Annotated in this window: 30 protein-coding genes; 18 read left to right on the top strand and 12 right to left on the bottom strand. The window is 68.7% G+C overall.

Translation table 11 applies throughout. The annotated features are described in order from the left end of the window. The first annotated feature begins 3 nt into the window (after window positions 1-3). Complete coding sequence (locus V1Y59_RS11580; RefSeq protein ID WP_330505170.1) at window positions 4-1,035, top strand: NAD-dependent epimerase/dehydratase family protein; 1,032 nt, start codon at window positions 4-6, stop codon at window positions 1,033-1,035. Window positions 1,036-1,061: 26 nt separating this feature from the next. Here V1Y59_RS11580 and V1Y59_RS11575 read toward each other — a convergent pair whose 3' ends face one another. Genes V1Y59_RS11575 through V1Y59_RS11565 form a run of 3 tightly spaced genes read right to left on the bottom strand, consistent with a single transcriptional unit; the run spans window position 1,062 to window position 4,224 of the window. Further along, window positions 1,062-2,126 (bottom strand): sensor histidine kinase, encoded by a 1,065-nt coding sequence (locus tag V1Y59_RS11575; protein ID WP_330505112.1) that lies wholly within the window; start codon window positions 2,124-2,126, stop codon window positions 1,062-1,064. Then, entirely contained in the window at window positions 2,123-2,824 is a 702-nt protein-coding gene (locus V1Y59_RS11570; protein ID WP_330505111.1) for a response regulator transcription factor, read from the bottom strand. The genes V1Y59_RS11575 and V1Y59_RS11570 overlap by 4 nt, the downstream gene beginning before the upstream one ends. Window positions 2,825-2,838: 14 nt before the next feature. Next, window positions 2,839-4,224, bottom strand: coding sequence for a hypothetical protein (locus V1Y59_RS11565; RefSeq protein ID WP_330505110.1), 1,386 nt, complete (start codon window positions 4,222-4,224; stop codon window positions 2,839-2,841). A gap of 114 nt (window positions 4,225-4,338) precedes the next feature. Between V1Y59_RS11565 and V1Y59_RS11560 the strand changes: the two genes are divergently transcribed. The 5 genes from V1Y59_RS11560 to V1Y59_RS11540 are packed head-to-tail and all read left to right on the top strand — an operon-like array spanning window position 4,339 to window position 7,974. Continuing rightward, a complete protein-coding gene (locus tag V1Y59_RS11560; protein WP_330505109.1) occupies window positions 4,339-4,995 on the top strand; it encodes a glycosyltransferase family 2 protein in 657 nt (218 codons plus the stop codon). Further along, on the top strand, window positions 4,992-5,666 hold the full coding sequence (locus tag V1Y59_RS11555) for a TIGR04282 family arsenosugar biosynthesis glycosyltransferase (RefSeq protein ID WP_330505108.1): 675 nt from the start codon (window positions 4,992-4,994) through the stop codon (window positions 5,664-5,666). The genes V1Y59_RS11560 and V1Y59_RS11555 overlap by 4 nt, the downstream gene beginning before the upstream one ends. Further along, window positions 5,663-6,334 carry a class I SAM-dependent methyltransferase gene (locus tag V1Y59_RS11550; protein ID WP_330505106.1) on the top strand — a complete coding sequence of 224 codons (672 nt, stop codon included), beginning with the start codon at window positions 5,663-5,665 and terminating at the stop codon, window positions 6,332-6,334. Before V1Y59_RS11555 ends, V1Y59_RS11550 begins: the two co-directional genes overlap by 4 nt. Then, window positions 6,331-7,452, top strand: a complete 1,122-nt coding sequence (locus V1Y59_RS11545; RefSeq protein WP_330505105.1) for a molybdopterin-dependent oxidoreductase — start codon at window positions 6,331-6,333, stop codon at window positions 7,450-7,452. Before V1Y59_RS11550 ends, V1Y59_RS11545 begins: the two co-directional genes overlap by 4 nt. A 33-nt stretch (window positions 7,453-7,485) precedes the next feature. Continuing rightward, window positions 7,486-7,974 carry a hypothetical protein gene (locus V1Y59_RS11540; RefSeq protein ID WP_330505104.1) on the top strand — a complete coding sequence of 163 codons (489 nt, stop codon included), beginning with the start codon at window positions 7,486-7,488 and terminating at the stop codon, window positions 7,972-7,974. On the opposite strand, the gene V1Y59_RS11535 is transcribed toward V1Y59_RS11540, so the two are convergent. Together V1Y59_RS11535 and V1Y59_RS11530 are read right to left on the bottom strand one after the other, a co-directional pair. Beyond that, on the bottom strand, window positions 7,932-8,546 hold the full coding sequence (locus tag V1Y59_RS11535) for a nucleoside hydrolase (protein WP_330505169.1): 615 nt from the start codon (window positions 8,544-8,546) through the stop codon (window positions 7,932-7,934). The genes V1Y59_RS11540 and V1Y59_RS11535 overlap by 43 nt on opposite strands. Window positions 8,547-8,591: 45 nt before the next feature. After that, a complete protein-coding gene (locus V1Y59_RS11530) occupies window positions 8,592-8,819 on the bottom strand; it encodes a nucleoside hydrolase (RefSeq protein WP_330505103.1) in 228 nt (75 codons plus the stop codon). A 57-nt stretch (window positions 8,820-8,876) separates the two neighbouring features. Here V1Y59_RS11530 and V1Y59_RS11525 point away from each other — a divergent pair, with 57 nt between their 5' ends. The 3 genes from V1Y59_RS11525 (at window position 8,877) to V1Y59_RS11515 (ending at window position 11,863) form a co-directional block, all read left to right on the top strand. Next, window positions 8,877-9,935, top strand: coding sequence for a threonine aldolase family protein (locus tag V1Y59_RS11525; RefSeq protein WP_330505102.1), 1,059 nt, complete (start codon window positions 8,877-8,879; stop codon window positions 9,933-9,935). A gap of 138 nt (window positions 9,936-10,073) precedes the next feature. Then, window positions 10,074-10,958 carry a formate/nitrite transporter family protein gene (locus V1Y59_RS11520; protein WP_330505101.1) on the top strand — a complete coding sequence of 295 codons (885 nt, stop codon included), beginning with the start codon at window positions 10,074-10,076 and terminating at the stop codon, window positions 10,956-10,958. A gap of 26 nt (window positions 10,959-10,984) precedes the next feature. Next, on the top strand, window positions 10,985-11,863 hold the full coding sequence (locus V1Y59_RS11515) for a siderophore-interacting protein (RefSeq protein ID WP_330505100.1): 879 nt from the start codon (window positions 10,985-10,987) through the stop codon (window positions 11,861-11,863). A 38-nt stretch (window positions 11,864-11,901) separates the two neighbouring features. On the opposite strand, the gene V1Y59_RS11510 is transcribed toward V1Y59_RS11515, so the two are convergent. The 3 genes from V1Y59_RS11510 to V1Y59_RS11500 form a co-directional block, all read right to left on the bottom strand. After that, window positions 11,902-12,324, bottom strand: a complete 423-nt coding sequence (locus tag V1Y59_RS11510; protein ID WP_330505099.1) for a PPOX class F420-dependent oxidoreductase — start codon at window positions 12,322-12,324, stop codon at window positions 11,902-11,904. Next, window positions 12,324-13,031, bottom strand: coding sequence for a type 1 glutamine amidotransferase domain-containing protein (locus tag V1Y59_RS11505; protein WP_330505098.1), 708 nt, complete (start codon window positions 13,029-13,031; stop codon window positions 12,324-12,326). The genes V1Y59_RS11510 and V1Y59_RS11505 overlap by 1 nt, the downstream gene beginning before the upstream one ends. An 84-nt stretch (window positions 13,032-13,115) precedes the next feature. Continuing rightward, window positions 13,116-13,970 (bottom strand): sulfurtransferase, encoded by an 855-nt coding sequence (locus V1Y59_RS11500; protein WP_330505097.1) that lies wholly within the window; start codon window positions 13,968-13,970, stop codon window positions 13,116-13,118. Window positions 13,971-14,121: 151 nt separating this feature from the next. Here V1Y59_RS11500 and V1Y59_RS11495 point away from each other — a divergent pair, with 151 nt between their 5' ends. Genes V1Y59_RS11495 through V1Y59_RS11470 form a run of 6 tightly spaced genes read left to right on the top strand, consistent with a single transcriptional unit; the run spans window position 14,122 to window position 19,531 of the window. Further along, complete coding sequence (locus V1Y59_RS11495) at window positions 14,122-15,198, top strand: NAD(P)H-binding protein (RefSeq protein ID WP_330505096.1); 1,077 nt, start codon at window positions 14,122-14,124, stop codon at window positions 15,196-15,198. After that, complete coding sequence (locus V1Y59_RS11490) at window positions 15,195-15,905, top strand: type II CAAX endopeptidase family protein (RefSeq protein WP_330505095.1); 711 nt, start codon at window positions 15,195-15,197, stop codon at window positions 15,903-15,905. Before V1Y59_RS11495 ends, V1Y59_RS11490 begins: the two co-directional genes overlap by 4 nt. A 42-nt stretch (window positions 15,906-15,947) precedes the next feature. After that, on the top strand, window positions 15,948-16,124 hold the full coding sequence (locus tag V1Y59_RS11485; protein WP_330505094.1) for a hypothetical protein: 177 nt from the start codon (window positions 15,948-15,950) through the stop codon (window positions 16,122-16,124). 54 nt (window positions 16,125-16,178) lie between these two features. After that, a complete protein-coding gene (locus V1Y59_RS11480) occupies window positions 16,179-16,841 on the top strand; it encodes a TetR/AcrR family transcriptional regulator (protein WP_330505093.1) in 663 nt (220 codons plus the stop codon). Beyond that, a complete protein-coding gene (locus V1Y59_RS11475; protein WP_330505092.1) occupies window positions 16,822-18,114 on the top strand; it encodes a CoA transferase in 1,293 nt (430 codons plus the stop codon). The genes V1Y59_RS11480 and V1Y59_RS11475 overlap by 20 nt, the downstream gene beginning before the upstream one ends. A 13-nt stretch (window positions 18,115-18,127) precedes the next feature. Further along, window positions 18,128-19,531 (top strand): amidohydrolase family protein, encoded by a 1,404-nt coding sequence (locus tag V1Y59_RS11470; RefSeq protein ID WP_330505091.1) that lies wholly within the window; start codon window positions 18,128-18,130, stop codon window positions 19,529-19,531. A 13-nt stretch (window positions 19,532-19,544) separates the two neighbouring features. Here the strand turns inward: V1Y59_RS11470 and V1Y59_RS11465 are convergent, their stop codons facing one another. Continuing rightward, window positions 19,545-20,369 (bottom strand): MBL fold metallo-hydrolase, encoded by an 825-nt coding sequence (locus tag V1Y59_RS11465; RefSeq protein WP_330505090.1) that lies wholly within the window; start codon window positions 20,367-20,369, stop codon window positions 19,545-19,547. Window positions 20,370-20,403: 34 nt separating this feature from the next. Here V1Y59_RS11465 and V1Y59_RS11460 point away from each other — a divergent pair, with 34 nt between their 5' ends. Together V1Y59_RS11460 and V1Y59_RS11455 are read left to right on the top strand one after the other, a co-directional pair. Next, entirely contained in the window at window positions 20,404-22,413 is a 2,010-nt protein-coding gene (locus V1Y59_RS11460; RefSeq protein WP_330505089.1) for an alkaline phosphatase family protein, read from the top strand. 30 nt (window positions 22,414-22,443) lie between these two features. Continuing rightward, on the top strand, window positions 22,444-23,100 hold the full coding sequence (locus V1Y59_RS11455) for an O-methyltransferase (protein WP_330505088.1): 657 nt from the start codon (window positions 22,444-22,446) through the stop codon (window positions 23,098-23,100). A 10-nt stretch (window positions 23,101-23,110) separates the two neighbouring features. Here the strand turns inward: V1Y59_RS11455 and V1Y59_RS11450 are convergent, their stop codons facing one another. Genes V1Y59_RS11450 through V1Y59_RS11440 form a run of 3 tightly spaced genes read right to left on the bottom strand, consistent with a single transcriptional unit; the run spans window position 23,111 to window position 24,907 of the window. Beyond that, on the bottom strand, window positions 23,111-23,506 hold the full coding sequence (locus V1Y59_RS11450) for a nuclear transport factor 2 family protein (RefSeq protein WP_330435888.1): 396 nt from the start codon (window positions 23,504-23,506) through the stop codon (window positions 23,111-23,113). Window positions 23,507-23,546: 40 nt separating this feature from the next. Next, window positions 23,547-24,437 (bottom strand): SDR family oxidoreductase, encoded by an 891-nt coding sequence (locus tag V1Y59_RS11445; protein WP_330505087.1) that lies wholly within the window; start codon window positions 24,435-24,437, stop codon window positions 23,547-23,549. Further along, complete coding sequence (locus V1Y59_RS11440) at window positions 24,434-24,907, bottom strand: MarR family winged helix-turn-helix transcriptional regulator (protein ID WP_330505086.1); 474 nt, start codon at window positions 24,905-24,907, stop codon at window positions 24,434-24,436. Before V1Y59_RS11440 ends, V1Y59_RS11445 begins: the two co-directional genes overlap by 4 nt. Window positions 24,908-25,002: 95 nt before the next feature. Between V1Y59_RS11440 and V1Y59_RS11435 the strand changes: the two genes are divergently transcribed. Then, entirely contained in the window at window positions 25,003-26,499 is a 1,497-nt protein-coding gene (locus V1Y59_RS11435; protein ID WP_330505085.1) for an MFS transporter, read from the top strand. Window positions 26,500-26,538: the final 39 nt, after the last annotated feature.

Genomic DNA, 26,538 nt, shown 5'->3' with positions numbered 1-26,538 from the left:
GTGATGGTCACCGGCGCAGCCGGTTTCATCGGTGGCCGGATCGTGGCGCAACTGCGGGAGATGGGCGTCGAGGTTGTCGCGGTCGACGCCATGATCGCCGAGGCGCACGGCGCCGACGCCTCCACGCCGTCCGATGTCATCCGGGCCGACATCACCGATGTCGACACCATCGCCGCCCATCTCGACGGTGTCGACGTCGTCTGCCATCAGGCGGCGATGGTGGGTATGGGCGTGACCCTGTCGGACGCGCCGCTCTATGCCCGGCACAACGACCTCGGAACCGCAGCTCTGCTGGCCGCCATGCACCGTGTCGGCTGCCGACGACTGGTGCTCGCGTCGTCGATGGTGGTCTACGGGTCCGGCCGGCTCCGCACCGAGGACGGAGAGCCGGTCGAGAGCCCGCCGGCCCGCGACCCGGACCGAACACGCTTGGGCGACTTCGAGTACCACACGGCGGACGGCCGGCCGATCACGTGGGAGCTGACCGACGAGGATGCGCCGTTGCGTCCGGCGAGTCTGTACGCGGCCAGCAAGGTGGCCCAGGAGCACTATGCCCGCGCCTGGTCGGTGGCGACCGGCGGATCGGTGGTCGCGTTGCGCTATCACAATGTTTACGGCCCCGGGATGCCCCGGGACACACCATATGCCGGTGTCGCATCGATCTTTCGGTCCCGACTCGCCTCCGGGCAGGCGCCACTGGTCTTCGAGGACGGCGGCCAGATGCGCGACTTCGTGCACGTCGACGACGTCGCCGCGGCCAACGTGGCGGCGATCGGCACGCACACAGACGGTTTCAGTGCCCTCAACGTCTGCTCCGGCCGGCCGATCACCATCGGCGAGGTCGCCGAGATCCTCGCACGACAGATCGACGGCCCTTCGCCGGTGATCACCGGCGAACTGCGGCCGGGCGACATCCGCCACATCGTCGCCGATCCCGCACGGGCACGCGACGTCCTCGGCTTCACCGCGCAGGTGTCACCAGAGCAGGGGCTGGCCGAGTTCGCCACCGCACCACTGCGTGCGCCGGCGCGCTGATCCTCCGACAACACGCCGAGAAGACCTCAGCCGAGCCGCCCGGTCTCGGTTCCCACCGCCCGCCGAGCAGTCGGCGACCTCGGCAACAACACCTCGAACCTGCTGCCCCGCACCGTGTTCGATGCGATGATCTCGCCCGCGTGGGCGTCGACCAGCCCGCGTGCGATCGCCAAACCCATCCCCGATCCGACCGGGAGTCCGGCACCGTTGACGGGTGTCCGCGAGGTGGTCCCCCGGTAGGCGATCTCGAAGATGCGTGATAGGTCCTCCGGCGGAATACCGGTGCCGTCGTCATCGACCACGATGGACACACTCCCGCCCGCATCGGTGACCACCAGGTCCACCGCACCGCCCCGGCGGGTGTGTGCGATCGCGTTGACGACCAGGTTGGTCAACACGCGCGACAACGCCGTCGAACTGGCCGTGGCCACCACCGGCCGATCGGGGGCGGTGACCCCGATGCTCACCTCGGCGCGCCGGGCGGCACTGCCCAGCGCGGTGGTGACCTCGTCGACCACCTCGCGCACGTCGACGGGCTCGAATTCCAGTGTCATCGCCCCGGAGTGGATGCGCGACATCTCGAAGAGATCGTCGACCATCTGCGACAGGCGAACGGTGTTGGTGTCGATTTCGCGGGCGAACTCCTCGATCTCGTCAGGTGAGGTCACCACCTGATCCGACAACGCTTCCGCGAGCGCTTTGATGTCGGCCAACGGGGTGCGCAGGTCGTGGCTGACCCAGGCGATCAGCTCCCGCCGCGAATGTTCGGCCGCCCGCTCCTGTTCGCGCATCTGCCGCTCCCACACGGTGCGTTTGGCCTGCAGATGACCCAGCATCAGCGCGAGCGGCGCCGTGACCAGCGCGACCGCGGCGAGCACGGCCGCGACCCGTGAACTGTCGTCGGTGAACATGAATCCACTCACCCCGTAGATCGCGGTGAAGGTGGCGGCCAGCGGTACGAGGATGATGGCGACCATGTTGGCGCGCAGCGACATCCCCCGGATCAGATAGAGCACACCGGCCCCGGCTGCGGCGATCGGCGCGGTCATGGCCAGCGCCACGGCGAAGATGCGCAGCGTCTCGGTGGTCATCGGGGCGTCCTTCCGTCGGGTGTCGCGGTGTTCCAGCGGTAGCCCCGGCCCCAGACCGTTTCGATGCGCGCCGCGGCGCCGAGCTTCGCCCGCAGCCGCTTCACATGCACGGTCACCGTGGAGATGTCGCCGAAACTCCAGCCCCACACCTGATCCAACAGTTCCTCACGGGTGAACACGGCGTCCCGGTTGCCGAGAAAGAAGACGAGGAGGTCGAACTCGCGTTTCGTCGTGGACACCGAACGCCCGTCGACGACGACGGCACACGCTGCCGGGTCGGCGCGGATTCCGCCGTCGGTCAGATGGTCGGCATCCGGCGTCACCCGCGTGGCGGAGGCCCGGCGCAGGACCGACTGCACGCGCAGACTCAACTCTCGTGGGCTGAACGGCTTCGCCACATAGTCGTCGGCGCCGGACTCGAGTCCGGCGACACGGTCGTCCTCGTCTCCGAGCGCGGTCAGCATGATGATCGGCAGATCGGCATGCACACCGCGACGGACCTTCTCGCACACGGAGATCCCATCGCCGTCGGGCATCATCACATCCAGGATGGCGAGGTCGACAGCTTCATCGTCGATGCAGGACAACGCTTTCGCCCCGCTGTCGACAACCGTCACGTCCATCCCGTCACGTTCGAGATATCGCCGCACGACATCGGCGACCACGCGGTCGTCGTCGGCCACCAGAATGCGCACCATCACCCGTCTCCACTTCACCAATATGTCAACAGCAGGTGGTTGACGGCCAGCGCCAGACCCGCCTGCGCGATGAGCCACACCCGCTGATGACGCCGCGGCAGCAGCCCCACCGACACCATCACCCACAGCGAGAACGGAAGCCAGATGCGTTCGGTCTCCGCCTTGCTCAGCGCACTGAGGTCGGCGGCGACGATGGCGATCAACCCGCCGAGAACCAGGAGCGTCGGCGCACTACGCCACATCACACCCGGTGGCCACCGAAACGTCCGGCCCACACCGGCCGCCGCGGCCGGCCCGAGTGCGCACAGCGTCGCCGCGATGTTCGCCCACCCCCAGTACGAGAACGGGCGGTCACTGGCGATGCCCTGGTAGTAGCGGTCGACCACCAGGTGGTAGCCGTCGAGCCACCAGAATCCTGCGGCCCAGAACGCCGCGACCACGCCCAGTGCCGCGATGCAGGCCCACAGCAGGGGCCGGGCGGTGCGGGCGGCCAGCAACACCGCGACCGCCACCGCACCGATCAGGACCAGCCCGTAGCTGAGAAAGATGCAGAAGCCCAGCAGTACACCCGCCCCGACCGCCCAGCAGATGACTGCGGGTCCACGCGAGGTCGCCGCGATCGCGAGCAGCGCCACTCCCCACGCGGCGACGCCCATGAAGTAGCCGTCCGCGGAGACACCGACCCACACCCATCCCGGGAACAGGACGAGGAACGGCGCGCACCGCCTCGCCCAGCCGTCGTCGCCGAGCCTGCGCACCGTGATCATGACGGCGGCGACGGCACTGGTACCGATCACGATGCACCAGGTACCCGCCCATCCCCCGCCCTCGAGGCCGAGCCGGTCGAGGACCACGAACGTCAGGAGCGCGCCCGGCGGGTGCCCGGACACGTGCGTCGTCCACGAATCCGGCTGTCCGTCGACGATGCGATCGGAGAAGCCGCGCAGCATCGCGCCGATCCCGTCGACTCCCGGGACCTCGGCCAGGTATTCGTCGGGCCGCTCCAGCCGTCCGGTGTAGCCACGTTGCCGGCCGTCGATCAACGCGAGGCTCACCGTCCAGGCCATCGCCCATCCCCACGTGACCAGGCACAGCACCACGAACGACGCCCGTCGGGAGATCGCCGGCATCGCGATCACGGCGAGGACGGCAAGGACGATCGCCGGTACGGTTCCCGGCCCGTCGTGCGGCAACCAGTTCGCGAACAGCGGTGGCGCCTGCGCGAAGATGCGCCCCAGCAGCGAACGGTCGTGAACCAACGGTACGTACGCGGCTGCCGCCACGAGAAGCACTGCAACCGTGACACTTACGACGTCTCGCAACACCGTCGGCCGGCCGTTCCGGCCGACGGGCGCGGAACTCGTCGGGTCCCGTTCGTCCTCGGTCACGGTTTCGGCCATGGTGCAACGGTATTGGTTCGGCCCTCGGGCGCGGGGGCCGACGGCGGTGTTGTCACACTTCCGTCATCACCGAAGACCTGTTTCTGCAGCGCCGAGGCTCCTACCGTGAGAGGGGTGAATCCCCACGAGATCGCCGTGATCATCCCGTGTCGCAACGAGGCCGGCTCGATCGGTGACGTGGTGGCGCGGATTCCGGCCGGCATGCAGGGCATCGTCGTCGACAACGGCTCCGACGACGGGACCGCCGATCGTGCGCGGGAGGCGGGCGCGATCGTGGTGTACGAGTCTGAGCCGGGGTACGGGTCGGCGGTGACGGCCGGCGTCACCGCCGCCGACCGCGACGTGGTCTGCACCATCGACGGTGACGGATCGATGGACCCGGTCGATCTCCTCGACCTCGTCGCCGAGCTCGACCGCGGAGCCGACCTCGCGGTCGGTCGGCGCCGGCCCGATTCGCCACGCACCTGGCCCCTGCACGCGCGAGCGGGCTCCGCCGCCGTGGCCGCTTATCTCCGGCGCCGCTACCACCTGCCCATCCACGACATCGGGCCGATGCGCGCGATCCGTCGCGAGACGCTGCTGAGCCTGGGTGTCGCGGACCGGCAGAGCGGCTATCCCGTCGAGCTGCTCCTGCGGGCCGGTCAGGCGGGACTGCGTGTCACCGAACGGGACGTCCGGTACACCGTGCGCACCGCGGGGCAGTCCAAGGTGTCCGGCTCTGTCCGGGGCTCGGTACGCGCGGCCCGCGATTTCGTGATGGTGCTGCGATGACCGACTCCGCGGTGCTCATCGTGGCGAAGGCGCCCGTACCGGGCCTGGCGAAGACGCGGCTCGCGACACGGTACGGCCCCCGAGGGGCGGCAGCGCTGGCGGCGGCCGCGTTGCTCGACACCCTGCGGACCGCGCGGCAGGTGGCCCACAGCGAGGTGATCGTGGCCTACACGGGTGATCTCGGGGCGTCGTGCCGCGCCGACGAGCTCGCCGATGCGCTGCGCGACGCCATGCTCATCCCCCAACGCGGCGACGGGTTCGCCCAGCGTCTGACCAACGCCCACCTCGACGCCGCGGCGACGGGCGCCCACCGGGTGCTGCAGATCGGGATGGACACCCCACAGGTCCGCGTCGACGATCTCGAGGCCGGACTGGCCGGGCTCGAGGGCGGACGGTCGTGCGTCCTCGGTGAGGCCCGTGACGGCGGCTGGTGGGCGTTCGGCACCAGCCGAGCCCGCGGCGCCCGGGCGCTGGCGACGGTACCCATGTCGCGTCCCGACACCGGCCGGCTGACCAGGGACGCGTTGGCCCGGGCCGGCCTGACGGTGCACCTGCTCACGACGATGTCGGACGTCGACGTCCCCGACGACGTCGACGCGGTTGCCCGTGCATGCCCGGACGGCAGTGAGTTCGCCTGCACGGCAGCACATCTGGGAACGGTGACGCGATGATCTCCGAGTCCCTGCCGGGCCCCAACCCGTTCGACGCGATGTTCGCCTCCCGGCACACGGTGCTGCGGTCCGCGGACGGGGAGTTGCGTCGGTGGCCGGTCAACCGATGGTGTGGGGTCGACGACGTCGACGCCGTCGAGGCCGGGTCCGTGGACCACGAGTTCGACACCAGGATCGCCGATCGGTGTCGCGGAGCCACCATCGATCTCGGTTGTGGCCCCGGCAGACTCGTCGACGTGCTCGTCGCGCGACGGATGATCGCGCTGGGCGTCGACAGTTCCACCGTCGCGGTGTCGATGGCACGGCGACGCGGGATCACGGTGCTGCTGCGCGATATCCACGGACCGCTCCCCGGGGAGGGACGCTGGACCACCGCATTGCTCATCGACGGCAACGTCGGCATCGGTGGCGCCCCCGCGCGCGTGCTGGCCCGCGCAGCCGAACTGGTGCACCGGGGCGGGACCATCGTCGTCGAGATCGATCCGGCCGTCGAGCACGTCGAGTACGACACCGTGCGCGTCGAAGGCGACGAGTACGCGAGTTCGTGGTTCCCCTGGGCCCGGATCGGACTGCTCGGAGCCGAAAACCTCAGCGGTTGCTGCGGATTGACGATCGAAGGAACCTGGGAGCACGGTGGCCGACAAGTTGTGGAGATGTCGCGGCCATGACCACCACCGACGACGACACGCCGGGCCTGCGTAGCCCACGGGTCACCGCACGGATCGGCGTGGCGCTCGGGGTCAGTTTCGCGATCTGTTTCGTCACCGGCCTGCTCAGCCATTGGATACAACATCCGCCCAGCTGGTTCGAGTGGATCTCCCGACCGATCTGGCTCTATCGCGTCACGCAGGGCGTGCACGTGATCTCCGGATGCGTGGCGATCCCCCTCCTGCTGGCCAAACTCGCGGTGGTCTACCCGAAGCTCTTCGAGAAGCCGCTGCTCGGCTCACCGGCTCGGGCCCTCGAGCGGGCATCGATCGCGGTTCTGTTGGCGGCGAGCATCTTCCAGTTGCTGACCGGACTCCTGAACATCGCACAGTGGTACCCGTGGTCGTTCTTCTTCCCGGCCACCCACTACGCGATGGCCTACGTGGTGGTCGGCGCGCTCGCCATCCACATCGCCGTCAAGCTGCCGATCATCCGCACCGCACTCGATGGCCCGGTCGACCGGCGGACATCCGATCGCCGCGCGCCGTCCGGACTCACCAGACGTGGGTTCCTGAATCTCACCTGGGCGGCGGGCGGCATCAGCGCGCTGGCATTCGCCGGTCAGACGATCCCCCTGCTACGGCCGGTCGCGTTTCTCGCCCCACGCAACGGCGACGGACCCCAGGGACTCCCGATCAACCGCACCGCAGAAGCGGCCGGGGTGATCGAACCGGCCACCGACGCCGGCTACCGGCTCCGGGTCGCCGGGGCGGAGGTCACCCGGGACATGACCCTCGACGACCTGCGCCTCCTCCCGCAACGAACCGTCAACCTGCCGATCGCGTGCGTGGAGGGCTGGAGCGTCGGCGCCACCTGGACCGGTGTCCGCCTCGCCGACCTGGCCGCGCTGGTGGGCGGCGACGGGTCGCGCGGCATCCGGGTGATCTCCCTGGAGCGGGGCCTCTATGGGGTGAGCGATGTGCCCGCCGCCCAGTCGGCCGATCCCCTCACCCTCATCGCGTTGCGCCTCAACGGCGAGACGCTCAATCTCGACCACGGCTACCCCTGCCGTCTGATCGCGCCGAATCTGCCGGGCGTGATGCAGACGAAGTGGGTCTCCCGGATCGAGGTCTCGTGATGGGCAGGGTGTCGTGATGGGCAGGGTCTCGTGATGGTCGAGCGCGGTATCCGTGCGGTCCTGATCGGCTGCGGCGTCGTCGCCTGCGGATATGGCGGCTGGCTGCTGTGGGACCTCTCGACCGCCGACAAGGTGTCGGTGGTGATCTGGCTCGTGGCCGGCCTGATCGTGCACGACGCCGTCTTCGCACCCCTCGCACTCGGCATCTCCTGGCTGCTGCGCGACCGGCTCCCGCTGTGGTGGAGCCGCACGCTGCTGGTCGCGCTGGGACTGTCGAACGTGCTCATCGTCCTGGCACTTCCGGTCATCCTGCCGCGGCCGCCCGACGATCAGATCGCGAACGCCACTATCCTGAACCGCAACTTCGGGCTGGGCCTCACCGTCGCGCTGCTCGTCGTCTGGGGCTTGGTCTTCGGGGTCGCCGCGTGGACCCGCCGGCGCGGTGACCCGGCGATCTGGGCCGATCCGCTCCCCGATCCTCAGCTGTTCGACGTCCACCGCGTCAGGAATCCGCGGACCTGATCGACGTCGACGGCGGTGGCGATCCGATGTGCCGAGTCTGCGCCAGGCACTCCGATCAGGTGCGCCGGCGAGACGTCGGCTCGCACGGCCATCCGCCCCGGCCTGGTCCGTACACAGTCGTCGTCGAGCGCAACCGCCGCGGCGACCAGATCGTGACAGGGCGCCGACCAGCCGCGAAACCCTCGGTTGCGCCGCAGAAGTCCATAGCCGCGTAGGGACGTGAAGTCGCCGATCCCGCTGCTCGGCAGATCGACCGCGCGCAAACCGAGCGCAGAGCTGACGTCGAGTCCCACCCACCGGATCGGTAGCGACGCCGCGCGCGCAACCACCGCCGCGGCCCGCGGATCGCAACGCGTATTCGTGTCGGACAGCTGGCGCACCCCGCGACCACCGAAGCCGACACCACCGGAGATCACGATCGACCCCAGGCCGGTGAGAGCGGTGGGGTCCTCGATGATCACGCGTGCCAGGTTTGTCAGCGGTCCCAGACAGAGCAGCGTGCCGCCGGGATGGTTCCGGGCGAAGCCGCGGATCACGTCGGCGGAGTCGGGTTCCCGATGGGGGCGCCTAATCGGTCGCCGGCCACGGATCGTGTTGCCGGCGCCGTCGACACCGTGTCATCGCCGCGGACGCCACGAGGCCGGTGGTGTCCGGTCGCCGCACCACACGTCGACATCCGGCACCGCCAGTGCGACATTGCGCGCGGCGATCGTCGCCGACACGTTGCCCCACGTGGTGGTCACTCCCCACAACCGCTGCTGGTGCGCGATCGTGCGTATCGCGAGCATGTCGTCGAGTCCACCGTCGGTGTCGACGAGGATGTCCCGGCCGTCGGCGCGATCCATGGGCCCAGTCTCCCGCACCCATCGCCGGCGACCGGCCTGTCGATAGACTGGGCCGCGATGTGTGCAGCAGCCAACTGGGGCCCGGGCACGGCGCCGTCGAAGATGTTCGCCAGCGACAACGCGGCCGGCGCCTGCGCCGAGATCGTCGACGCGGTGGTGGTCGTCGCGGACCAGGCCCACCTCGCCTACGGCAACGACCCCGTCACGGCGGCCGCCACCCGGCGGGTTGCCGAGATCTTCGAGACCGATGTCGACCTGCACTGCGTGTCGACGGGGTCGGCGGCCAACTCGCTGGCGCTGTCGGCACTCGTCCGTCCCTGGGGATCCATTCTGTGCCACCGCACCAGCCACATCCAGGTCGACGAGTGCGGCGGACCCGAGTTCTACACCGGCGGAGCCAAACTCGCCATCCTCGACGGGGACGACGGCAAGATCGACCCGGGGCTTCTGCGTCGCGCAGTGGCGGACCGGGTCGGCGACGTGCACAGCGTACAACCCCAGGTCCTCAGCATCACCCAGACCACCGAGACCGGGTCGGTCTACAGCCTCGACGAGATCCGCACCCTCACCTCGATCGCGCGTGACGCCGGGCTCCGCGTCCACATGGATGGTGCCCGCTTTGCCAATGCTCTTGTCCACCTTGATCTGTCGCCGGCAGAGATGTCGTGGCGAGCAGGGGTCGACATCCTGTCGTTCGGTATCACCAAGAACGGCGGGATGACGACCGACGCCGTCGTCTGCTTCGACGTCGAACTGGCCACCGAACTCGCCTTCCGCGCCAAACGCGCCGGTCAGCTCGCATCGAAGATGCGGTTCGAGTCCGCCCAGGTCCTGGCATACCTGTCCGACGACGTGTGGCTGCGCAACGCACGACACGCCAACGCGATGGCACAGCGCCTGGTGGCGGGACTGCGAGCCACGCCGGCCGTCCGGGTCCGCGGGTCCGTCGACGCCAACCTCGTGTTCTGCGAGTTGCCCGAGCCGCTGCTGTCAAGGCTGCTCGATCGGGGATACGTGTTCCACCACGGCATCCCGGAGCCGGGCGTCGCCCGGCTCGTGACGTCGCACGCAACCACCGCCGCCGACGTGGACGAATTGCTCGCCGCGTTGGGCTGAGTCACCGCGTCGGACTGAGTCACCGCGTCGGCCTGAGTCACCGCGGCTGTCGCGCCCCACCTTTCGTGCTCGCAAAGGCGCGGCGACGAGTGAGGTCGATAGCTCACACCGTCGCCGCCGATGTGTCACCGTTAGATCATGAGCAGCCAAGAGTTCGATACGAACAAGCTGTTTCCCGGCAAGTTCTTCATCAGCACGGCACTCGAGGTACTCGAGTCCAAGGAGCGGATGACGGGGCGCCTGCGTCGCCGTTTCCTCCAGCGCGCCGCGATGGCCGGCATCATCATCGGAATCTTCTACCTCATCAACTACACGATCGTCGGCGCCTTCGACTCGATGGGAGACACCCCGGATCAGTTGCACGTGATCGGCAAGATGATCGGTGCGGCGACATTCGGGTGGGCACTGGTCTTCATCTACTACACGAAGTCCGAACTGCTCACCTCGAACATGATGATCGTGTCCATCGGTATCTACTACCGCAGGATCACCGCGATGAAGTTCGTGCGAATCCTCGGCTTCTGCTACCTCGGCAACATCATCGGCGGGCTGCTGATCGCCGTGTTGCTGTGGGGCACCACGCTGATCCACGGCTCGGTGCTCGAAGCGATGAACCATTCTGTCGACGTCAAGCTCGGCTATCTGTCCGAGGGTGTCACCGGCTGGCTGGACCTCTTCATCCGCGCGATCCTGTGCAACCTGATGATCAACATCGCGATGCTGCTCGTGTACAACGGCTACCTGAAAGAGGACATCGCAAAATGTCTCGCGATGATCGTCTCGGTGTTCGTCTTCGCCTTCCTCGACTTCGAACACTCGGTGGCCAACACCGTCCTGTTCATGATGGTCGGACTCGAGGAAGGGATCGCGGTGGGGCCGGCGCTCGGGAACCTCGGGATCGTGTTGTTGGGCAACTTCGTGGGCGGGGGCATACTCATCGGCTTCTACTACGCGTGGGTCAACGACGAACGGGACACCCACCTGCCCTCGCTACGCCGCCACCGTGACTCCGGGCGGGGCTGACGACAAGGCGTAGGGTGGCCCCTGCCATGGGTCATTCCTTCGCTCACGTCATCGACGCCACCGACCTCAACCCGCGCCTGCGCCGCATCCGGCTGGAAGTGCCCGACCTGGACTCACTGGGTCTGCACGGCGCTCCCGACGACGCCGTCGGCATCTACTTCCCCGCAGCCGATCAGTCGTCTCCGCCTCCGATGGAGCACCGCGACGGCGTGTGGGGCTACCACGATCCGGCCACGGCGCCCGACGCACGGTCGTACTCGATCCGGACCGTCGACCACCACGCCCGGACGATCGACGTCGACTTCGTCGTCCACGCCCGCGGCCCCGCCACGTCCTGGGCGCAGCGTGCGCGTCCCGGCGACGGCGTGATGTTGGCCCACCCGCGCGGCTGGTATCGCCCGCCACCGGCGATCGACTGGTGCCTGTTGGCGGCCGATCTCGCCGGACTGCCCGCACTCGCCCGGATTCTGGAGGACCGGACGGAATCGGCCGCCGCGATCGCCGTCGTCGAAGTGTTCGACCGCACCGACCTCGACTACCTCCCGCACACGACCGGCACCGACGTGATCCCGATCGTCGGGTCCGGAAACGGTTTCGGTCCCAGCGCACTCGCCACGACGATCCGCGGACTCGAATTACCACCCGGTCAGGGCTATTGCTGGTTCGCCGGTGAAGCGGCGGAGTCCCGGGCGGTGCGAAAGTATCTACGCCATGAACATCGTTGGGGCCGCGACCATTACGACATCATCGGGTACTGGCGGGCCGACGGCGACGAGTGGTCACGCCGTTACGCCCAGCACGGCGAGGAACTGTTCGCCGTCTATCAGCGGGCCATCGCCGACGGGCTCGGCGAGAAAGCGGCCGCGGAGGCGTTCGACGAGGAGTTGGAGCGGCGCGGTCTATGACAGCCCCGCGCCGACTCCTCGTCCCTACCTGACGCTGCTCAGCCGGACGCCTGGTCATTGTCCTTGAGCGCACCCCAGCCGAACCAGCGTTCCACCTCGACGAGCGCGGTGGTGCGCGGTCGCACCCGGTCCGGGTAGGGGCTACCCCCGTAATGCCGTGACAGGCGGTCGATGTCGGCGAGTCCGTCGTCGTCGCGGAACTCGGCGACCCGGCCGATCAGCGTCACCTGCGTGTACCAGCTGTCGCCGTCGAGGACGGTCAGGGTGACGCGCGGGTCCCGCTGCAGATGGCCCAGACGCACCCGGCCGTTGTCCATGCTGAGCAGCATCTGCTCGCCGTCGAGCAAATACCAGGTGGCCGCCGACACGGGTGCGCCGTCGGCGCGCAGTGTGGCCATCACGCACGGATTCGGCTTGGCCAGCATCTCTTTCACGGCGTCGGGCAACGGGGGCGTGGACATCAGGAGTCCTTTCCGAGTCGCTCGACGACGGCGCGGGCCAGGTCCGCCGACGACGCGGGATTCTGCCCCGTGTACAGGTTTCGGTCCGTGCAGACGTTCGGCGCCCACGCATCGCCGACGGTCACGGCGAACCCGGCGTCGGTGAGACGGTCCTGCAGCAACCAGGGTGCCTTGTCGGCGAGTCCGGCCTGCTGTTCCTCCGTGTTGGAGAAGCCGGTCACGGTGTGGCCGGCGAACACGTTGCGGCCGCCCGCATCGACGGCGGACAGCAGCGCCGCCGGGCCGTGGCAGACGACGCCGAGCGGGATGTCGGCGCTGTTGGCCGCGGTCAGGATGGCCCCGGCCTGCGGATCGGTGGCGAGGTCCTCCATCGGGCCGTGGCCGCCGGGCACGAACACTGCGTCGTAGTCATCGATCTTCACGTCCGCCAAGGTGATCGGATTCGCGAATTCCTTTGCGGTGTCGACAACCTCGCGGATGTGCGCGGACTTCTCCGCAGACCCGGTGTTCTCGGGGGTCAGGCTGCCGTCGTCAACCGGGGGACGCACACCCTCGGGGGTGGCAACCGTCACGGTGAAACCGGCGTCGGTGAAGATCTCGAGCGGTGTCACGGCTTCCTCGGCCCAGAAGCCGGTGGGATGTCGGGTCCCGTCGTTGAGGGTCCAGTGGTCGGCTCCGGTCATCAGGAAGAGCACGTGGCGTGCCATGTCAGCCTCCTTCTGCATCGGCGATCTGTCCGTCGATGATGGTCGGTCTCTCATCCCCCGCACCAACGCTACCGACGGCTCCTGTCATCCACGCCTGCTGTCATCCGGACCTGAACCGGTCTCGGCCGGCCGCTCGGGATCGGCCGACCATTGCGACCACGAACCCGGGAACAGCGCACCGCGGAACCCGGCGAGTTCGAGTGCGGCGACCTGATGGGCAGCGTTCACGCCGGAACCGCAGTACGCGATGGGGACGTCGCCCTCGGTGACGCCGAGTTCGGTGAATCGTCGCCGCAGAGCATCCGAAGCCAGGAACGTCCCGTCGGGCCGGAGGTTCTCGGCGGTCGGTGCGCTGATCGCGCCGGGTATGTGACCCGCGCGCGGATCGACGGGTTCCACCTCGCCGCGGTATCGCTGCGCCGCGCGAGCGTCGAGCAGTCCCGACGATGTGGCAGCGACGTCATCGATGTCGACGACCGGCATGTGTCCCCCGGTGAGGGTGACGGTGCCGGGTCGAGGTGTCGCGTCCCCCGACGACACCCGCAGACCCGCGCCGCGCCACGCCCCGAGACCGCCGTCGAGCAGGTGCACGTCGGTGAGCCCACCCCACCGCAACAACCACCACGCCCGCGCGGACGCCAGGTTCCCGATGTCGTCGTAAACCACCACCAACGAGTCGTCATCGATCCCCCACCGCCGCGCCGCGGCCTGAAGATCGGCGAGGTCGGGAAGCGGATGGCGACCCCGAGCCGGGGTGGGCGGTGCGGCGAGTTCACGGTCGAGATCCACGAACACCGCACCCGGGACGTGACCCGCCCGGTAGTGCTCGTGGCCGTGCGGGTCCCCGAGTTGCCACCGGACATCGAGGATGACCGGCGGCCGGTCGGACAACATCGCCTCGGTGAGGTCGTCGACGCGTATGACCATGCTTTCGATCATGTCACCGCTCCCGACACAGCCGCGGCCGTGACCCGACCGTGATCGTCGTCGCAATCCGGTTGCACAGTGCCGTCCACGGGGTACACGACCGAACGGCGCCTCGTAGCGTCGAGGCCATGCCCACGCCACATCTGTGCTCGAGGGGAACCCGATGAGATTGTTCGTGACCGGCGCGACCGGATACGTCGGATCACGGCTGGTGTGCGCACTGCTGGCGGCCGGCCACGACGTTGTCGTCACCAGCCGACAGCCGGAGACGCTGCGACGTTTCAGCTGGTACGACGCCGTGACCGCCGTCCAAATGGACGCCGACGATCCAGAATCTGCGCACGACGCCGTGCAGTCGGCCGGACCGGTCGACGTCTTGTACTACCTGGTCCACGGCATCGGGCAGGACGACTTCGACGACGCCGACGTGAGGGCCGCGAACAACGTCGCGCTCGCCGCACGCGACGCCTCGGTGGGCCGGATCGTGTATCTCGGCGGCTTCGTCCCCGACGTCGATCGGAGCCGACTGTCGGCGCATCTGCGAAGCCGGGCCGATGCCGCCGACGCCCTGAACATCCCCGGCGGCCCGGAGCTGGTGTGGCTGCGCGCGGCGGTGATCCTGGGTGCCGGGTCGACATCCTTCGAGATCATCCGCTACGTCGCCGACCGCCTCGCAGTGATCCCCGAACCCAGCTGGACGCGCAACCCGATGGACCCGATCTCCATCCGCGACGTGATCCACTATCTGTCCGCGGTGGCGGACCCGGGCTTTCCCGCCGGCGCCTACGACATCGCCGGACCCGACGTCGGGGTGCGCTACGGGGAGGTCCTGGCGGAATATCTGCGGGCCATCGGGCAACCGCGGCTTCGCCTGCCCATGCCGTATGTGAGCACCCGTCTGGTCGGAAAGGTCGCGGGCCGGATCGTCCCGGTTCCTACGTCGCTCACCGAAGACCTGGTGACCTCGCTCAATCAGCCCATGGCCGCCTCGGAACACTCGATCAGAGAACTCGTTCCCGCGCTGCCCGGTGGGCTCACGCCGATGGACAAGGCGATCGCGGCATCCGTCTCGACACCCGCGCCACGCCCGGTGTGCGACCTTGCCAACCTGCACCATCTCGCCGACTCCGACCCGGCGTGGGCCGGCGGTGACCTGATGCGGGTGCGGCGGATCGTCGGTTCGACGCTGTCGTCGACAGGCCAGTTGGCCCGAAGCATGGTATCCCTGCTGACAGGATGACCTCGGACCTCGCCACCATCGCGCAACGACTCACGGCACCTGCCCCCGCCACCCGGCTCGACACACCGGACAGGGTGCGGCGCCGGCGGGTCGTCGTCGGCGTGTTCCTGGTGATCGGGGCGATCATCCTGGGCTTCTCGCTGTCCGCGGAACCCGGAGCGGCGTCATTCGTGCCGATGACGGTCGGGCTGGCTGCCACCTGGCTGATCGGCGGGTTCCTGTCCGGACCGATCCACCTCGGCGGTTTCGGGTGGCGCAACGGCGGTTCGGCCTCGGTCGGTGGCGCGACGGTCCTCGGCCTGGTGGTTGGCCTTGCGGTCGGTGCGGCGTTCGTCGTCGGGGCCCTGATCACCCGCGAGATCCCCGCGCTCGCCTCCCTGGTCACTGAAGTCCTGGCGTTCCGCGACGAGGGCAGCCTGATCCTGATCACCGCCATCACCCTCGGCAACGGCCTGGCCGAAGAGATCTTCTTCCGCGGCGCGGTCTATTCGGCGGTCCAGAAGCATCGCCCGATGATCTGGTCGACGGTGCTGTACGCGCTGGTCACCTTGGCCAGCGGCAACGTGATGCTCGGCTTTGCCGCGGTGATCCTCGGCTCGGTGTGTGCCGTGCTGCGCCGATCCACGGACGGGGTGCTCGCCCCGATCTGCACGCACGTGGTCTGGGGTGCGATCGTCCTGTTCTGCCTGCCCCCCATCTTCGGCTGACGGAATCCTCCCGTCGACTGGGCGCCCTTTCCCGTCGAGTGGGTGCCACTTTCCGTCGACTGGGTGCCACATCTCGTCGACTGGGCGCCACTTCCCGTCGACTGGGTGCCGCCTCCCGTCGACTGGGCGCCACTTCCCGTCGACTGGGTGCCGCCTCCCGTCGACTGGGCGCCGACGCGGCGTGTCGCGGCCGTTCCCGCATCACGGTCGCGGCCATAGACTGTCCTGGCGACCGCGATGCTCTCGCCGAGAGCTGACGAGGAGGACGACTGAGTGACCACCGACTTCGGGGATCTCTGGCCGGCGGACGACGCACGCACCCAGATCGCCGGCGCGTCGGACACCGCCACCGAGGAACGCCTCCTCGAGGCCACCGACCGGCTGGTCGGCCAGGTCGGCGTCCGCAGACTCAGCATGTCCGACGTGGCACGGGCCGCAGGGGTGTCCCGGGGCACGCTGTACCGCTACTTCGAATCCCGCGAGATCCTGCTGGAGGCGCTGCGCCTGCGTACCACCGTACGATTCTTCGACGGCGTCGCGACGGCCATCGCCCCACTGCCGACGTTGTCGGCCCAGATAGGTGCCTTCAGCGACATCATCGTCGCCACGATCAACCAGACCGGCGATCGCTGCGCCGACCGGCACGGCGCGGAGACCAACTCCGCCGCGATGATCCACATCCTCGGTGCCCATGGCGCCGAGGCCGTCTGTGCCACCGCCGGATTCCTCCGGCCATACGTGGCGTCCGCGCGCGACCGCGGCGAGATCTCGGCCACCACGGACGTCGACGACGCGAGTTCGTGGCTGGCCCGAATCCTGACCTCCTTCACCACGTTTGCGGCACTGTCCACCCCCGGCGGGGATGCCCGGAGCCTGAGCTCGCTGGTGGAACGCTACGCAGTCGCGGGTCTGATCGGTGCGCCGCAACCGAAATGACGCGGCCGCCATCGTCGACCGATGGCTGGCGCCGTGGCCGACCCTGCCCCACGCGACAGGCCGGGAGCCCTCCTGCCCGATGCTCGCCTGGGCAGCGTGCGGCGGGATGGCGCTGACCGGTTTCACCGACGAGGCGCCGGTACTGTCACCGAGTGCGGCGATCGGGGTGCTCGCGCAGTCGCTCCACCGACTACGTGATCTCACCGGATCATGCGGCACCCCTGTTGATCTCGATGTCGGAACGGTGATCGGCGCCCGGGCCGCATTGCGCGGATTCCACCGGCAAGGCGACGTTTCCGCGGGCGGGCTGACCCGCCTACTGCGGGCCGGCGACGGCTGGATCGCCCTGGCCCTGCCCCGCGACGACGACGTCGCCTCGGTGCCGGCCATCATCGGCGACACCGGAACCGGCGACCCCTGGCACGACGTCACGGAGTTCGCCACACGGACAGCGGCGCGGGACGTCGTCGACCGGGCCCAGCTGCTGGGCGTCGCGTCCGCGGTCGTCCCGCCACCGGGCATGATGACGGATGCGGCCCCGTTCGAGGTGTCCCGCATCGCCGAACCTGCCACCGATCTCAGCCTGACCGGAGCCACGGTGGTGGACTTCTCCTCGCTGTGGGCGGGTCCGCTGTGCGGGCACATCCTGACCCGCGCCGGGGCGCAGGTGATCAAGGTCGAGAGCACGTCGCGCCCCGACGGCGCACGGGTCGGTGATCCCGACTTCTTCGCGTGGCTCCACCGCGATCAGCAGTTCCTCCGCATCGACTTCGCGTCGACGTCGGGTCGCGCGGAGCTGGCGGACCACGTCGCCGCTGCCGACATCGTCATCGAGGCATCCCGCCCACGCGCGCTCGAGAACCTCGGGGTCGCACCGCATCAGGTGACCCACCGACCCGGCCGTATCTGGGTGTCCATCACCGGCGGTGGCCGATCGCGCCCCATGCAGGTCGATTTCGGTGACGACGCCGCGGCCGGCGGCGGCCTGGTGGGGTGGACCGACCGGGGACCGGTGTTCTGCGCCGACGCCATCGCTGATCCGCTGTCCGGGGTGTCCGCGGCACTGGCGGTCGCCGCATCGGCCCGATCCGGGGGCGGCCACCTGATCGACGTCTCCATGACGAACACCGCAGCCGCGTTCGCCGCGGCCGAGAATGACTGCCCCGGAGAACATCACGTCATCACCGACGGACCGGACTGGTCCGTGTCGTGCTCCTTCGAGGACAACACCCAGCCGGTGCTCGCTCCCCGACCACCCACGCCCCCGCACTGATGGGCGTCGACTGATGGACAAGTCCCTACTGATCCGCAACGCCACACTCGCCGACGGTGGGATCGTCGACATCCGGTGCAGTGCAGGGCGGATCGAAGAGATCGGCGCATCGCTCCGGCGTCGCCTCGACGAGGACGACGTCGACGTCGGCGGCCACGTGCTGCCGGGACTCCACGACCACCACATCCATCTGTGGTCCCTCGCGGCGACCGCGCACTCGATCCGGCTCGGACCGCCCACCGTGCCCGACGCCGCCGCGCTCCGCCGGGTCCTGGCCCGTGCGGCGCAGGCGGCGCCTTCAGGAACGTGGCTGCGCGCGTTCGGCTATCACGAGTCCGTGGCCGGACCGCTGACGCGCGACGAGCTCGACGTCCTGGTGCCAGACCACCCGATCCGGGTCCAGCACCGCTCCGGCGCGCTGTGGATGCTGAACTCGCCGGCCTGCCGCGCGACCGGCGTCGACGAGTGCACATTGACGGGAGTCGAGCGTGACCCCACGGGCCGCGCCGTCGGCCGGCTGTGGCGGATGGACTCCTGGCTCGGGGACGCCCTTCCCTCCACCCCTCCCGATCTGGGTGAGGTCAGTCGTCGCGCTGCCAGCCGCGGGGTCACGGGATTCACCGACGCCACACCGGATCTCACGCAGTCCGCGATCGAGGATCTGGCCGGAGCCATCGAATCCGGCCAGATCCGCCAACGCGTGCACTGCATGGCGCGCCCGACGATCACCGAACCCACGCCGCCCGCTGCGACCGGCCGATTCACCCTCGGCCCCACCAAGATCCTGCTCGACGACGACCGGCTGCCCGACCTCGACGACTTCGTCGACATCGTCCGCGAAGCGCACCGCGTCGGCAGAACTGTTGCCGTGCATTGCGTGACCCGTGTGCAGCTCATCTTGACGATGGCGGCCCTCGACACCGCCGGCGTGATCGGCGGCGACCGGATCGAGCACGGCGCGATCATCCCGCCCGAGTGCTTCGACTGGCTTCGAGAGCGCCGGATCACGGTTGTCACCCAACCCAACTTCCCACTCGAGCGCGCCGACCAGTACGCGGCCGAGGTGCCGCCCAGCGAGACGCCCGACCTGTGGCGGCTGGGCAGTCTGCGCGACGCCGGTGTCGCCGTGGCGGCGGGTACCGATGCACCCTTCGGGGATCCCGACCCGTGGAGGGCGATTCACGCGGCCGTCGTCGACCATTCGGGCCGCGACCCACGCGAGAAAGTCGGCGTCGACGTGGCTCTCGGCATGTTCGCGGGGTCTGGCGACGACCCCCTCACCGCTCGCCGCATCGAACCCGGCGCGGTCGCCGACCTCATCGCGGTGCGCGGTGAGATCGACAGTGTCCGAACCGACCCCGACTCCGTCGAGGTCGTCGCGACCGTGGTCGGTGGCGTGCCCATCCACCTCGGGTGAAACCGCAGGCGATTCAGACCGCATCCAGACCGATCGTCTCTCCCGGATGGAGTTCGGTGGCCGTCACGCCGCGCCGGTCCAGCAGAGACACGAACTCGGCACCCGGCCGGTAGAACCGATCGGGCCGGATCCGGTCGAACCCGATCGGCCACAGCGTGCCGAAATGGATGGGTACGGCGAGCGTGGCCCCGACGATCCCGGCGGCCTCGGCGGCGCGGTCGGGAGTCATGTGCCCGGGACCGAGGTTGGGCCCCCAACCACCGACCGGTAGCAACGCGAGATCACACTCGGACACCCAGGTCCCGAGATCGGGATAGAGATCGGTGTCCCCGGCGAAGTACGTCGTCAGCTCGCCTGTGATCACATAGCCGAGCGCCGACGTGTCGAACGATCCACGGCGCCAACGTCTTCCGTCGTGATCGGCGGGCACGGCGCGGATCACGAGATCGCCGATCTCCACCTCGTCGCCTGCGGTCACCTCGATGAGCCGTCCGCCCACCGCCTTCAACGCGGGGAACACGTCGGGTGCCCGCCGGGGCACGACGATCGGGACGTCGTCGGAGATCATCCGCAGCGACGGAAGGTGCGTGTGGTCGGCGTGCAGGTGGGACAGCAGCACGACGTCGGGGTCACGGATCGCGGGGTCGGTGGGCGTCGGGCCGCGGCGACGACGCAGATGGGCGACTCGCGCGGTGAGGATCGGGTCGGTCAGGACCGTCGTCGCACCGTCGGTGATCAGTGTGCTCGCATGGCCGAGCCACCGCACTCGCGAACGCCCGGCCAGGGAGTCGCCCCGCGCATCGCCATCGCCCGCGTCATCATCCCCTCGACCCGTCATGCCACTACGATCGCAAAGCAACCGAAAGGACGCCATGCGCAGCACCACCCGAGTCGTCGGCATCGCCGTCGAACTCCTCGTCTTGTGGCTGACCACCGCACTCGCCCTGCTGATTCTCGACGCCGTCTTCGGCGGGGTCACCCTCGACACGGTCACGGTGTCCGGGCGGGCCACCAATTTGCCGGCCGCACTCGCGCTGGCGCTGGTCTTCGGCCTGCTCAATGCGATCCTGTGGCCGCTGGTGGTGCGGGCGATGTCGTGGATCGGTCCGATCGTGCTGTTTCTGTCGGTCTTCGTCGCAGGCGGCCTGCTGTTGATGCTGTCGCTGCTGCTGGTGCCGGTTGCCACCGTCGACCGCACCTTCGACTTGTTCGTGATGGCCGCGCTGTTGTCGCTGTTCACCTCGGCGGTCGGCGGTGTGATCGCATCCCGGTCGGATACCTCCTACCGGCTGATGCAGGTGCGCCGGCAGCGGTTTCGGCGGCGCCGGACGCCGTCGGCGGATGCCGGCCCCGGCCTGCTGTGTCTGCAGATCGACGGACTCGGCCACGGCGTGTTGCGACGCGCCATCGCCGACGGTGTCACCCCGACCATCGCGAAGCTCGTCCGTGAAACGCATCGACTCACCCCCTGGCACACCGACTGGAGCAGCCAGACCGGCGCGTCGCAGCTCGGTATTCTGCACGGCAACAATCACAACGTCCCGGCGTTTCGCTGGTACGACAAGACGACCGGAACCATAGCGGTGTTCAGCAATCCCCGCGACAACGAGCAACGCGAGGCCGAACGTGCCGACCGACCGGGACTGCTCGCGTTCGACGGCGCGAGCCGCGGCAATCTGTTCACCGGAGGTGCCGACGACAACGTCCTCGTGGTGTCCCGGATGCGGGGTGCGCGTCTCGGCGGTGGTGCGGGCTACGCGTCGTATTTCTTCGACTTGTCCAGCGCGCTGCGCACCGTCGCACGGATGATCGCCGAGATTCAGCGTGAGCTGCGCCAGGCACTTCATCAGCGACGTCGCGACATCCGGCCCCGGGTTTCACGCGGCGGCGTCTACCCCTTCGTACGGGCGTTCACCACGGTGGTCGCCACTGACATCACGGTCGCCGCGGTGGTCCGCGATCTGATCAACGGCCGCAGCATCATCTACGCCGACCTGATCGGATATGACGAGGTGTCACATCATTCCGGTATCTCGCGACCGGAAACCCTTGCGGTGCTGACGAAGATCGACGAGACGATCCGGCTTCTGCTGGCCACCGTGGAGCAGGCCGACCGCGACTACCATGTTGTGCTGCTCTCCGATCACGGACAGAGCCAGGGCGCCACGTTCAGCCGACGGTATGGGGAGACCCTCGGCCAGGTGGTGGATCGGCTCTGCGGTGACACCGATCGACCGCCCGCCGAGGATCTCTCCGCGCAGAGCGACACCGAAGGCCGGTTGTACGCCTCGGCCAGCATCGGGTCGGCCGCGGACACCGACGAGATGGTCCCGGCGTCGGACCGCCCGGTGGTGCTGGGGTCGGGCAACCTCGGCCTGATCAGCTTTCCGCACATCGCCGGCCGCGCCGACACCACCGCCATGGACGAGGCCTATCCGGGCTTGCTCGACGGTCTCCGCAGCCACCCCGGCATCGGATTTCTGCTGGTGTCGCAGCCAGACGGCGGTTCGGTGGTTCTCGGCGCGGACGGTACCGTCGACGTGGCGACCGGTTCGGTGACCGGCATCGACCCGTTGGCGCACTTCGGCGACGATGCGCTCGAGAAGATCCGGCGGACCGACACCTTCGACAACGTCGCCGACATCATGGTCGGCGGTGCGTACTGGCCGGAGACCGACGAGGTGGCCGCCTTCGAGGAGCAGGTCGGGTCGCATGGCGGGATGGGCGGACCGCAGAGCACCCCGTTCCTGCTGTTCCCGGTAGCGCTGCCGCACCCTCCGCAGCCGCTGTTCGGCGCCGAAGCGGTCCACCGGGTGTTGGCCGGCTGGCGTGATCTTCGTGCCGACGAGGTTCCTGTCGCGCGTCACCCTGAACCACAGTGAGTGCACAGCAATCGCCAGTAGCGTGAGTAGATGACCTCCACCCTGGACACCGAACCCGTCGCCAGCTTGATCGCTGAACTCTACGAGCGCGCGGCGGCGGTACCCCGCCCGGGTCCGACGGCCGCATCCGGTCCGTCGAACCCGCCACTCACCGCAGCCGAGCAGGCGAAGGCCGCCGAGGACCGCTACATGCCGATCAGCCCGGACTCCGGCCGGCTGATGTACTCACTGATTCGGGCCGCACGCCCGCACACACTGGTCGAATTCGGTATGTCCTACGGTATTTCGACGCTGCACCTGGCAGCGGCGGTGCGCGACAACGGGGTCGGTCACCTCTACACGACCGAACTCAGCGAGAAGAAGATCGCAGCCGCACAGCACACGTTCGCCGAGGCCGGTCTGGCCGATGTCGTGACCATCCTCGACGGCGACGCACTCGAAACCCTCCGAACCGTCGACGGCGAGATCGGTTTCGTGCTGTTCGACGGCTGGAAGGATCTGTACCTGCCGGTGCTGGAACTGCTCGAGCCCCGCCTGTCGACCGGTTGCCTGCTGATCGCCGATAACACCGAAAGCCCTGGTGCGGCACCGTATCTCGAGCGGGTCCGGCATCCGGCCAACGGCTACACCAGCGTCAACTTCCCCGGCAAGGAAGCAGACACCATGGAGCTGTCCTGCCGGGTGTGACCGACATCGATCACGCGTTGCGCGAGGCCATGTCGACGATCGAGTCGAACCGCGCACCCATTTCGCGGGCCAACGCCTCGGCGGCACGCAACGGGCGCACCATCACCATGAAGTCGACGATCTTGCCGTCGTCGTCGAACCGGAGGAAGTCGCAGCCGGTGATGGCCAGACCGTCGACGGTCGCCTCGAACACCAGCGCGTGGTCGGCCGCACCCTGGGCGCCGATCTCACGGACATAATGAAAGCCCTCGAAAACCTCGACCACTGTTCGCAGAATCGCGGCCGTAATCGCCTTGCCCTCATACGGTTTGAACGCGACCGGGCTCCGGAAGACCACATCGTCGGCGAGCATCTCCTCCACCGCATCCATGTCTCGCGCCTCGATGGCCTGCCGGAAGGTAGACATACCCGATCCTCTCGTCGTCTCCTGTGCGGTCGAGCCGGGATCAATACTGGGCGACGCGACCATCCCGGGGTGCACGGTACATCGTCCACAACATGCGCGGAACAGACCGCAGCCGCATCCGCCGCGGCCACGCATCCGGTCTGAGCAGCGCGTCGGTCCCGCCGTCGATCGTGATGACACCACCTACCAGGAAATCCGCACTCGGCGACAGCATCAGGGCGATCCAGTCGGCGAACTGACCCGGAGTGCCGTACTGCCGGATCGGGACCGGGAACGATCGCACCTGCTTGCCCGTGCTGCTGTCGAGTTGGGCACGTAGTAGCGGCGTCAGCACCGGTCCGGGCGCGATCACATTCAATCGGATGCCCGCGCCCGCCCACTCGTCGGCGACCGCCCGCTCCCGGCACCACATGCTGACCGCCAGCTTCGACGCGGCGTAGGCGACGGGCGCCGACAGACCGATGCGCCGACGGATCTGGCGGACCGCGCGATCGAGGTCGCCGTCGTGCAGTCGTCGTACCGCGCGGCGCGGCACGAGCGGGGTCGTCGTGGTCGAGTTGGAGCCGATCACCACCACCTTGGCGTTGCCGGCCGCAGCCAACGCAGACCGCAGACCTTCGAGGAGGTCGGTGACCCCCAGGACGTTGACCTCGGCGATCAGACGTTCCCGGCCTTTGGCGGGCCCGAGCCCGGCCGCGAGCACCGCGCCGTCGAGCCGACCGCCGGATCGCTCGAGCACGGCCGCGACCGCGTCACGCCGGCCGGACGCCGACGACAGGTCCGCGATGATCTCGGCGTCGCGCAGATCCACGCCGATGACGGTGTGACCGTCGGTTCGCAGCCGGTCGGCGACCGCATGACCGATTCCCGACGCGGCCCCAGTGACCACATATGTGCCCGCGACGATGTCGCCCGGCGCCGCGACAGTCACCGCTGAGCGGATTCGTGTTGGCGCGTGTACGTCCGTTCGTAGGCGTCGTTGAACGCCCGTAGCTCGTGCAGCAACGCCTCCGGCGTGCCCGGGCTGAGATCGGCGAACACCCGCTCGAGTCGCTCGGCGCGCAGGCGCGAATCGTGTTCGAAGGCCTCGACACCCGCGACGGTGCGCCGGATGAGCCTGCTGGCCTGACCTTCGACCTCGAACCGCTCGAGATACCCGTGTTTGATCGCCGCGTTCACCTGCCGGTTGACGGTCGACTGCTCCAGATCGAGTTCCTCACCGAGGTCACGCAACGTGCGCGGGCGGCCGTCGGCGAGCGTCCACAGGATCGCGAACGCCGACGCCTCGAGCGTCGCGCCGGGATAGAGGTGCGTCTTGCGTCGGCTCATCCGGAGCAGTTCGTCGACCAGCTCCCGATACAGCGGCGAAGTCCAGACCGAGTCGTCACCGGCAGGCGGCATCCCCACATCCTCCCTGTTCGATACACGCAATCTACCCACGAGTTGGCGTGTGCACCATACATATGTACGCTACACACATCTTTGGAGGGAGTTCTATGAGCACGTCGCAGTCCGGCGACCGACACACCGATGCGGTGGATGCCGAGTTGACCGACGACGATCACACCGGCGCCGCCGTCGCTGTGGTGGCCGTGTTGTGTTTCGGCGGCCTGGTCGCATCTCTGATGCAGACCCTGGTCATCCCGATCCAGCCCGAACTCCCGCATCTGCTGAACACCTCGATCTCCAACGCATCGTGGATCGTCACCGCGACCTTGCTCGCAGCGGCCGTCGCCATGCCGATTGCCGGACGGCTCGGAGACATGTTCGGCAAGCAGCGGATCATGCTCGTCAGCGCTGCCCTGCTCGTGGTCGGTTCGCTGATCTGCGCGCTCGGCGGCTCGCTGATCCCGATGATCATCGGTCGCGCCGTGCAGGGACTGGCGATGGGTTTCATCCCGGTCGGCATCAGCCTCATGCGCGAGGTGACCCCGCCGCGCTTGACGTCGATGGCCGTCGCCGCGATGAGCGCGACCCTCGGTGTCGGCGGCGCGATCGGGCTGCCCCTCTCAGCTTGGGTTGCCCAGGAGTTCGACTGGCGCGCGCTGTTCTGGTTGTCCGCCGGCCTCGCCGTGATCGTCACTGTGCTGGTGGCACTGCTGGTGCCGCACGTCGATGACAGCCACGGCGGACACTTCGACGTCGTCGGCGCGATCGGCCTGGCCCTGGGCCTGTCCGGCGTTCTGATCGCCGTCTCGAAGGGCAACGATTGGGGGTGGGGCACCGCCACCACGCTGGGCCTGCTGTTCGGCGGACTCGTCGTGCTGCTCCTGTGGGGCGTGTACGAACTGCGCCACGCCGATCCGCTGGTCGACCTGCGTACCACCGCGCGCCCCGCGGTGCTGCTGACCAACATCGCCGCGATCGCGATCGGCTTCGGCATGATGGCGCAGGCGATCGTGGTGCCCCAGCTCCTGGAGATCCCGGAAGCGATGGGCGGCATGGGCCAGACCCTGCTGGCCGCCGGCCTGTGGATGGCGCCCGGTGGTCTGATGATGATGCTGTTCGCCCCGGTGTCGGGCACCCTGATCAACAAGATCGGCGCGAAGTTCACCATGGCGATCGGTGCGAGCGTGCTCGGCCTGGGCTACCTCGGGGCGTTCCTGTTGATGAATGCGCCGTGGCAGTTGGCGGTCGCCTCCGTGATCTGTTCGGCCGGTGTGGGAATCGGATACGCCGCCATGCCCACTTTGATCATGAACGCCGTACCGATGCACGAGGCCGGTGCCGCCGTCGGACTCAACGGTCTGATGCGCTCGATCGGTACCACCACCGCGTCGGCGGTGATGGCCCTGGTCCTGACCAGTTCGACCGTCACTTATGGTTCCGTCGAGGTGCCCGGCGAGTCGGCATTCAAGTGGTGCTTCCTGATCGGCGCGATCGCCGCTTTCGTCGGGGTGGCCATCACGATGGCGATCCCGGTGGCGCGCAAGAGGAAAGCCGAACGCGGGACGGCGCCGGCCGACAGTGAGACCGTCACCGCGGCGTCCTGAGCACACTGGGTTCACCACGAGCGGCTGGTCTCCATGGGG

The sequence above is a fragment of the Gordonia prachuapensis genome (assembly GCF_036350515.1).
Classification (GTDB): domain Bacteria; phylum Actinomycetota; class Actinomycetes; order Mycobacteriales; family Mycobacteriaceae; genus Gordonia; species Gordonia prachuapensis.
Note: the sequence above shows the minus strand (reverse complement) of the source record. Positions and strands in the feature narration are given on the sequence as shown.

What these genes read in the sequence shown, in the direction of transcription:
- V1Y59_RS11580 (WP_330505170.1), top strand. Translation starts at nt 4, where the DNA reads ATGGTCACCGGCGCAGCCGGTTTCATCGGTGGCCGGATCGTGGCGCAA.
- V1Y59_RS11575 (WP_330505112.1), bottom strand. Translation starts at nt 2,126, where the DNA reads ATGACCACCGAGACGCTGCGCATCTTCGCCGTGGCGCTGGCCATGACC.
- V1Y59_RS11570 (WP_330505111.1), bottom strand. Translation starts at nt 2,824, where the DNA reads ATGGTGCGCATTCTGGTGGCCGACGACGACCGCGTGGTCGCCGATGTC.
- V1Y59_RS11565 (WP_330505110.1), bottom strand. Translation starts at nt 4,224, where the DNA reads ATGGCCGAAACCGTGACCGAGGACGAACGGGACCCGACGAGTTCCGCG.
- V1Y59_RS11555 (WP_330505108.1), top strand. Translation starts at nt 4,992, where the DNA reads ATGACCGACTCCGCGGTGCTCATCGTGGCGAAGGCGCCCGTACCGGGC.
- V1Y59_RS11550 (WP_330505106.1), top strand. Translation starts at nt 5,663, where the DNA reads ATGATCTCCGAGTCCCTGCCGGGCCCCAACCCGTTCGACGCGATGTTC.
- V1Y59_RS11545 (WP_330505105.1), top strand. Translation starts at nt 6,331, where the DNA reads ATGACCACCACCGACGACGACACGCCGGGCCTGCGTAGCCCACGGGTC.
- V1Y59_RS11540 (WP_330505104.1), top strand. Translation starts at nt 7,486, where the DNA reads ATGGTCGAGCGCGGTATCCGTGCGGTCCTGATCGGCTGCGGCGTCGTC.
- V1Y59_RS11530 (WP_330505103.1), bottom strand. Translation starts at nt 8,819, where the DNA reads ATGGATCGCGCCGACGGCCGGGACATCCTCGTCGACACCGACGGTGGA.
- V1Y59_RS11525 (WP_330505102.1), top strand. Translation starts at nt 8,877, where the DNA reads ATGTGTGCAGCAGCCAACTGGGGCCCGGGCACGGCGCCGTCGAAGATG.
- V1Y59_RS11520 (WP_330505101.1), top strand. Translation starts at nt 10,074, where the DNA reads ATGAGCAGCCAAGAGTTCGATACGAACAAGCTGTTTCCCGGCAAGTTC.
- V1Y59_RS11515 (WP_330505100.1), top strand. Translation starts at nt 10,985, where the DNA reads ATGGGTCATTCCTTCGCTCACGTCATCGACGCCACCGACCTCAACCCG.
- V1Y59_RS11510 (WP_330505099.1), bottom strand. Translation starts at nt 12,324, where the DNA reads ATGTCCACGCCCCCGTTGCCCGACGCCGTGAAAGAGATGCTGGCCAAG.
- V1Y59_RS11505 (WP_330505098.1), bottom strand. Translation starts at nt 13,031, where the DNA reads ATGGCACGCCACGTGCTCTTCCTGATGACCGGAGCCGACCACTGGACC.
- V1Y59_RS11500 (WP_330505097.1), bottom strand. Translation starts at nt 13,970, where the DNA reads ATGATCGAAAGCATGGTCATACGCGTCGACGACCTCACCGAGGCGATG.
- V1Y59_RS11495 (WP_330505096.1), top strand. Translation starts at nt 14,122, where the DNA reads ATGAGATTGTTCGTGACCGGCGCGACCGGATACGTCGGATCACGGCTG.
- V1Y59_RS11490 (WP_330505095.1), top strand. Translation starts at nt 15,195, where the DNA reads ATGACCTCGGACCTCGCCACCATCGCGCAACGACTCACGGCACCTGCC.
- V1Y59_RS11470 (WP_330505091.1), top strand. Translation starts at nt 18,128, where the DNA reads ATGGACAAGTCCCTACTGATCCGCAACGCCACACTCGCCGACGGTGGG.
- V1Y59_RS11465 (WP_330505090.1), bottom strand. Translation starts at nt 20,369, where the DNA reads ATGACGGGTCGAGGGGATGATGACGCGGGCGATGGCGATGCGCGGGGC.
- V1Y59_RS11460 (WP_330505089.1), top strand. Translation starts at nt 20,404, where the DNA reads ATGCGCAGCACCACCCGAGTCGTCGGCATCGCCGTCGAACTCCTCGTC.
- V1Y59_RS11455 (WP_330505088.1), top strand. Translation starts at nt 22,444, where the DNA reads ATGACCTCCACCCTGGACACCGAACCCGTCGCCAGCTTGATCGCTGAA.
- V1Y59_RS11450 (WP_330435888.1), bottom strand. Translation starts at nt 23,506, where the DNA reads ATGTCTACCTTCCGGCAGGCCATCGAGGCGCGAGACATGGATGCGGTG.
- V1Y59_RS11440 (WP_330505086.1), bottom strand. Translation starts at nt 24,907, where the DNA reads ATGCCGCCTGCCGGTGACGACTCGGTCTGGACTTCGCCGCTGTATCGG.
- V1Y59_RS11435 (WP_330505085.1), top strand. Translation starts at nt 25,003, where the DNA reads ATGAGCACGTCGCAGTCCGGCGACCGACACACCGATGCGGTGGATGCC.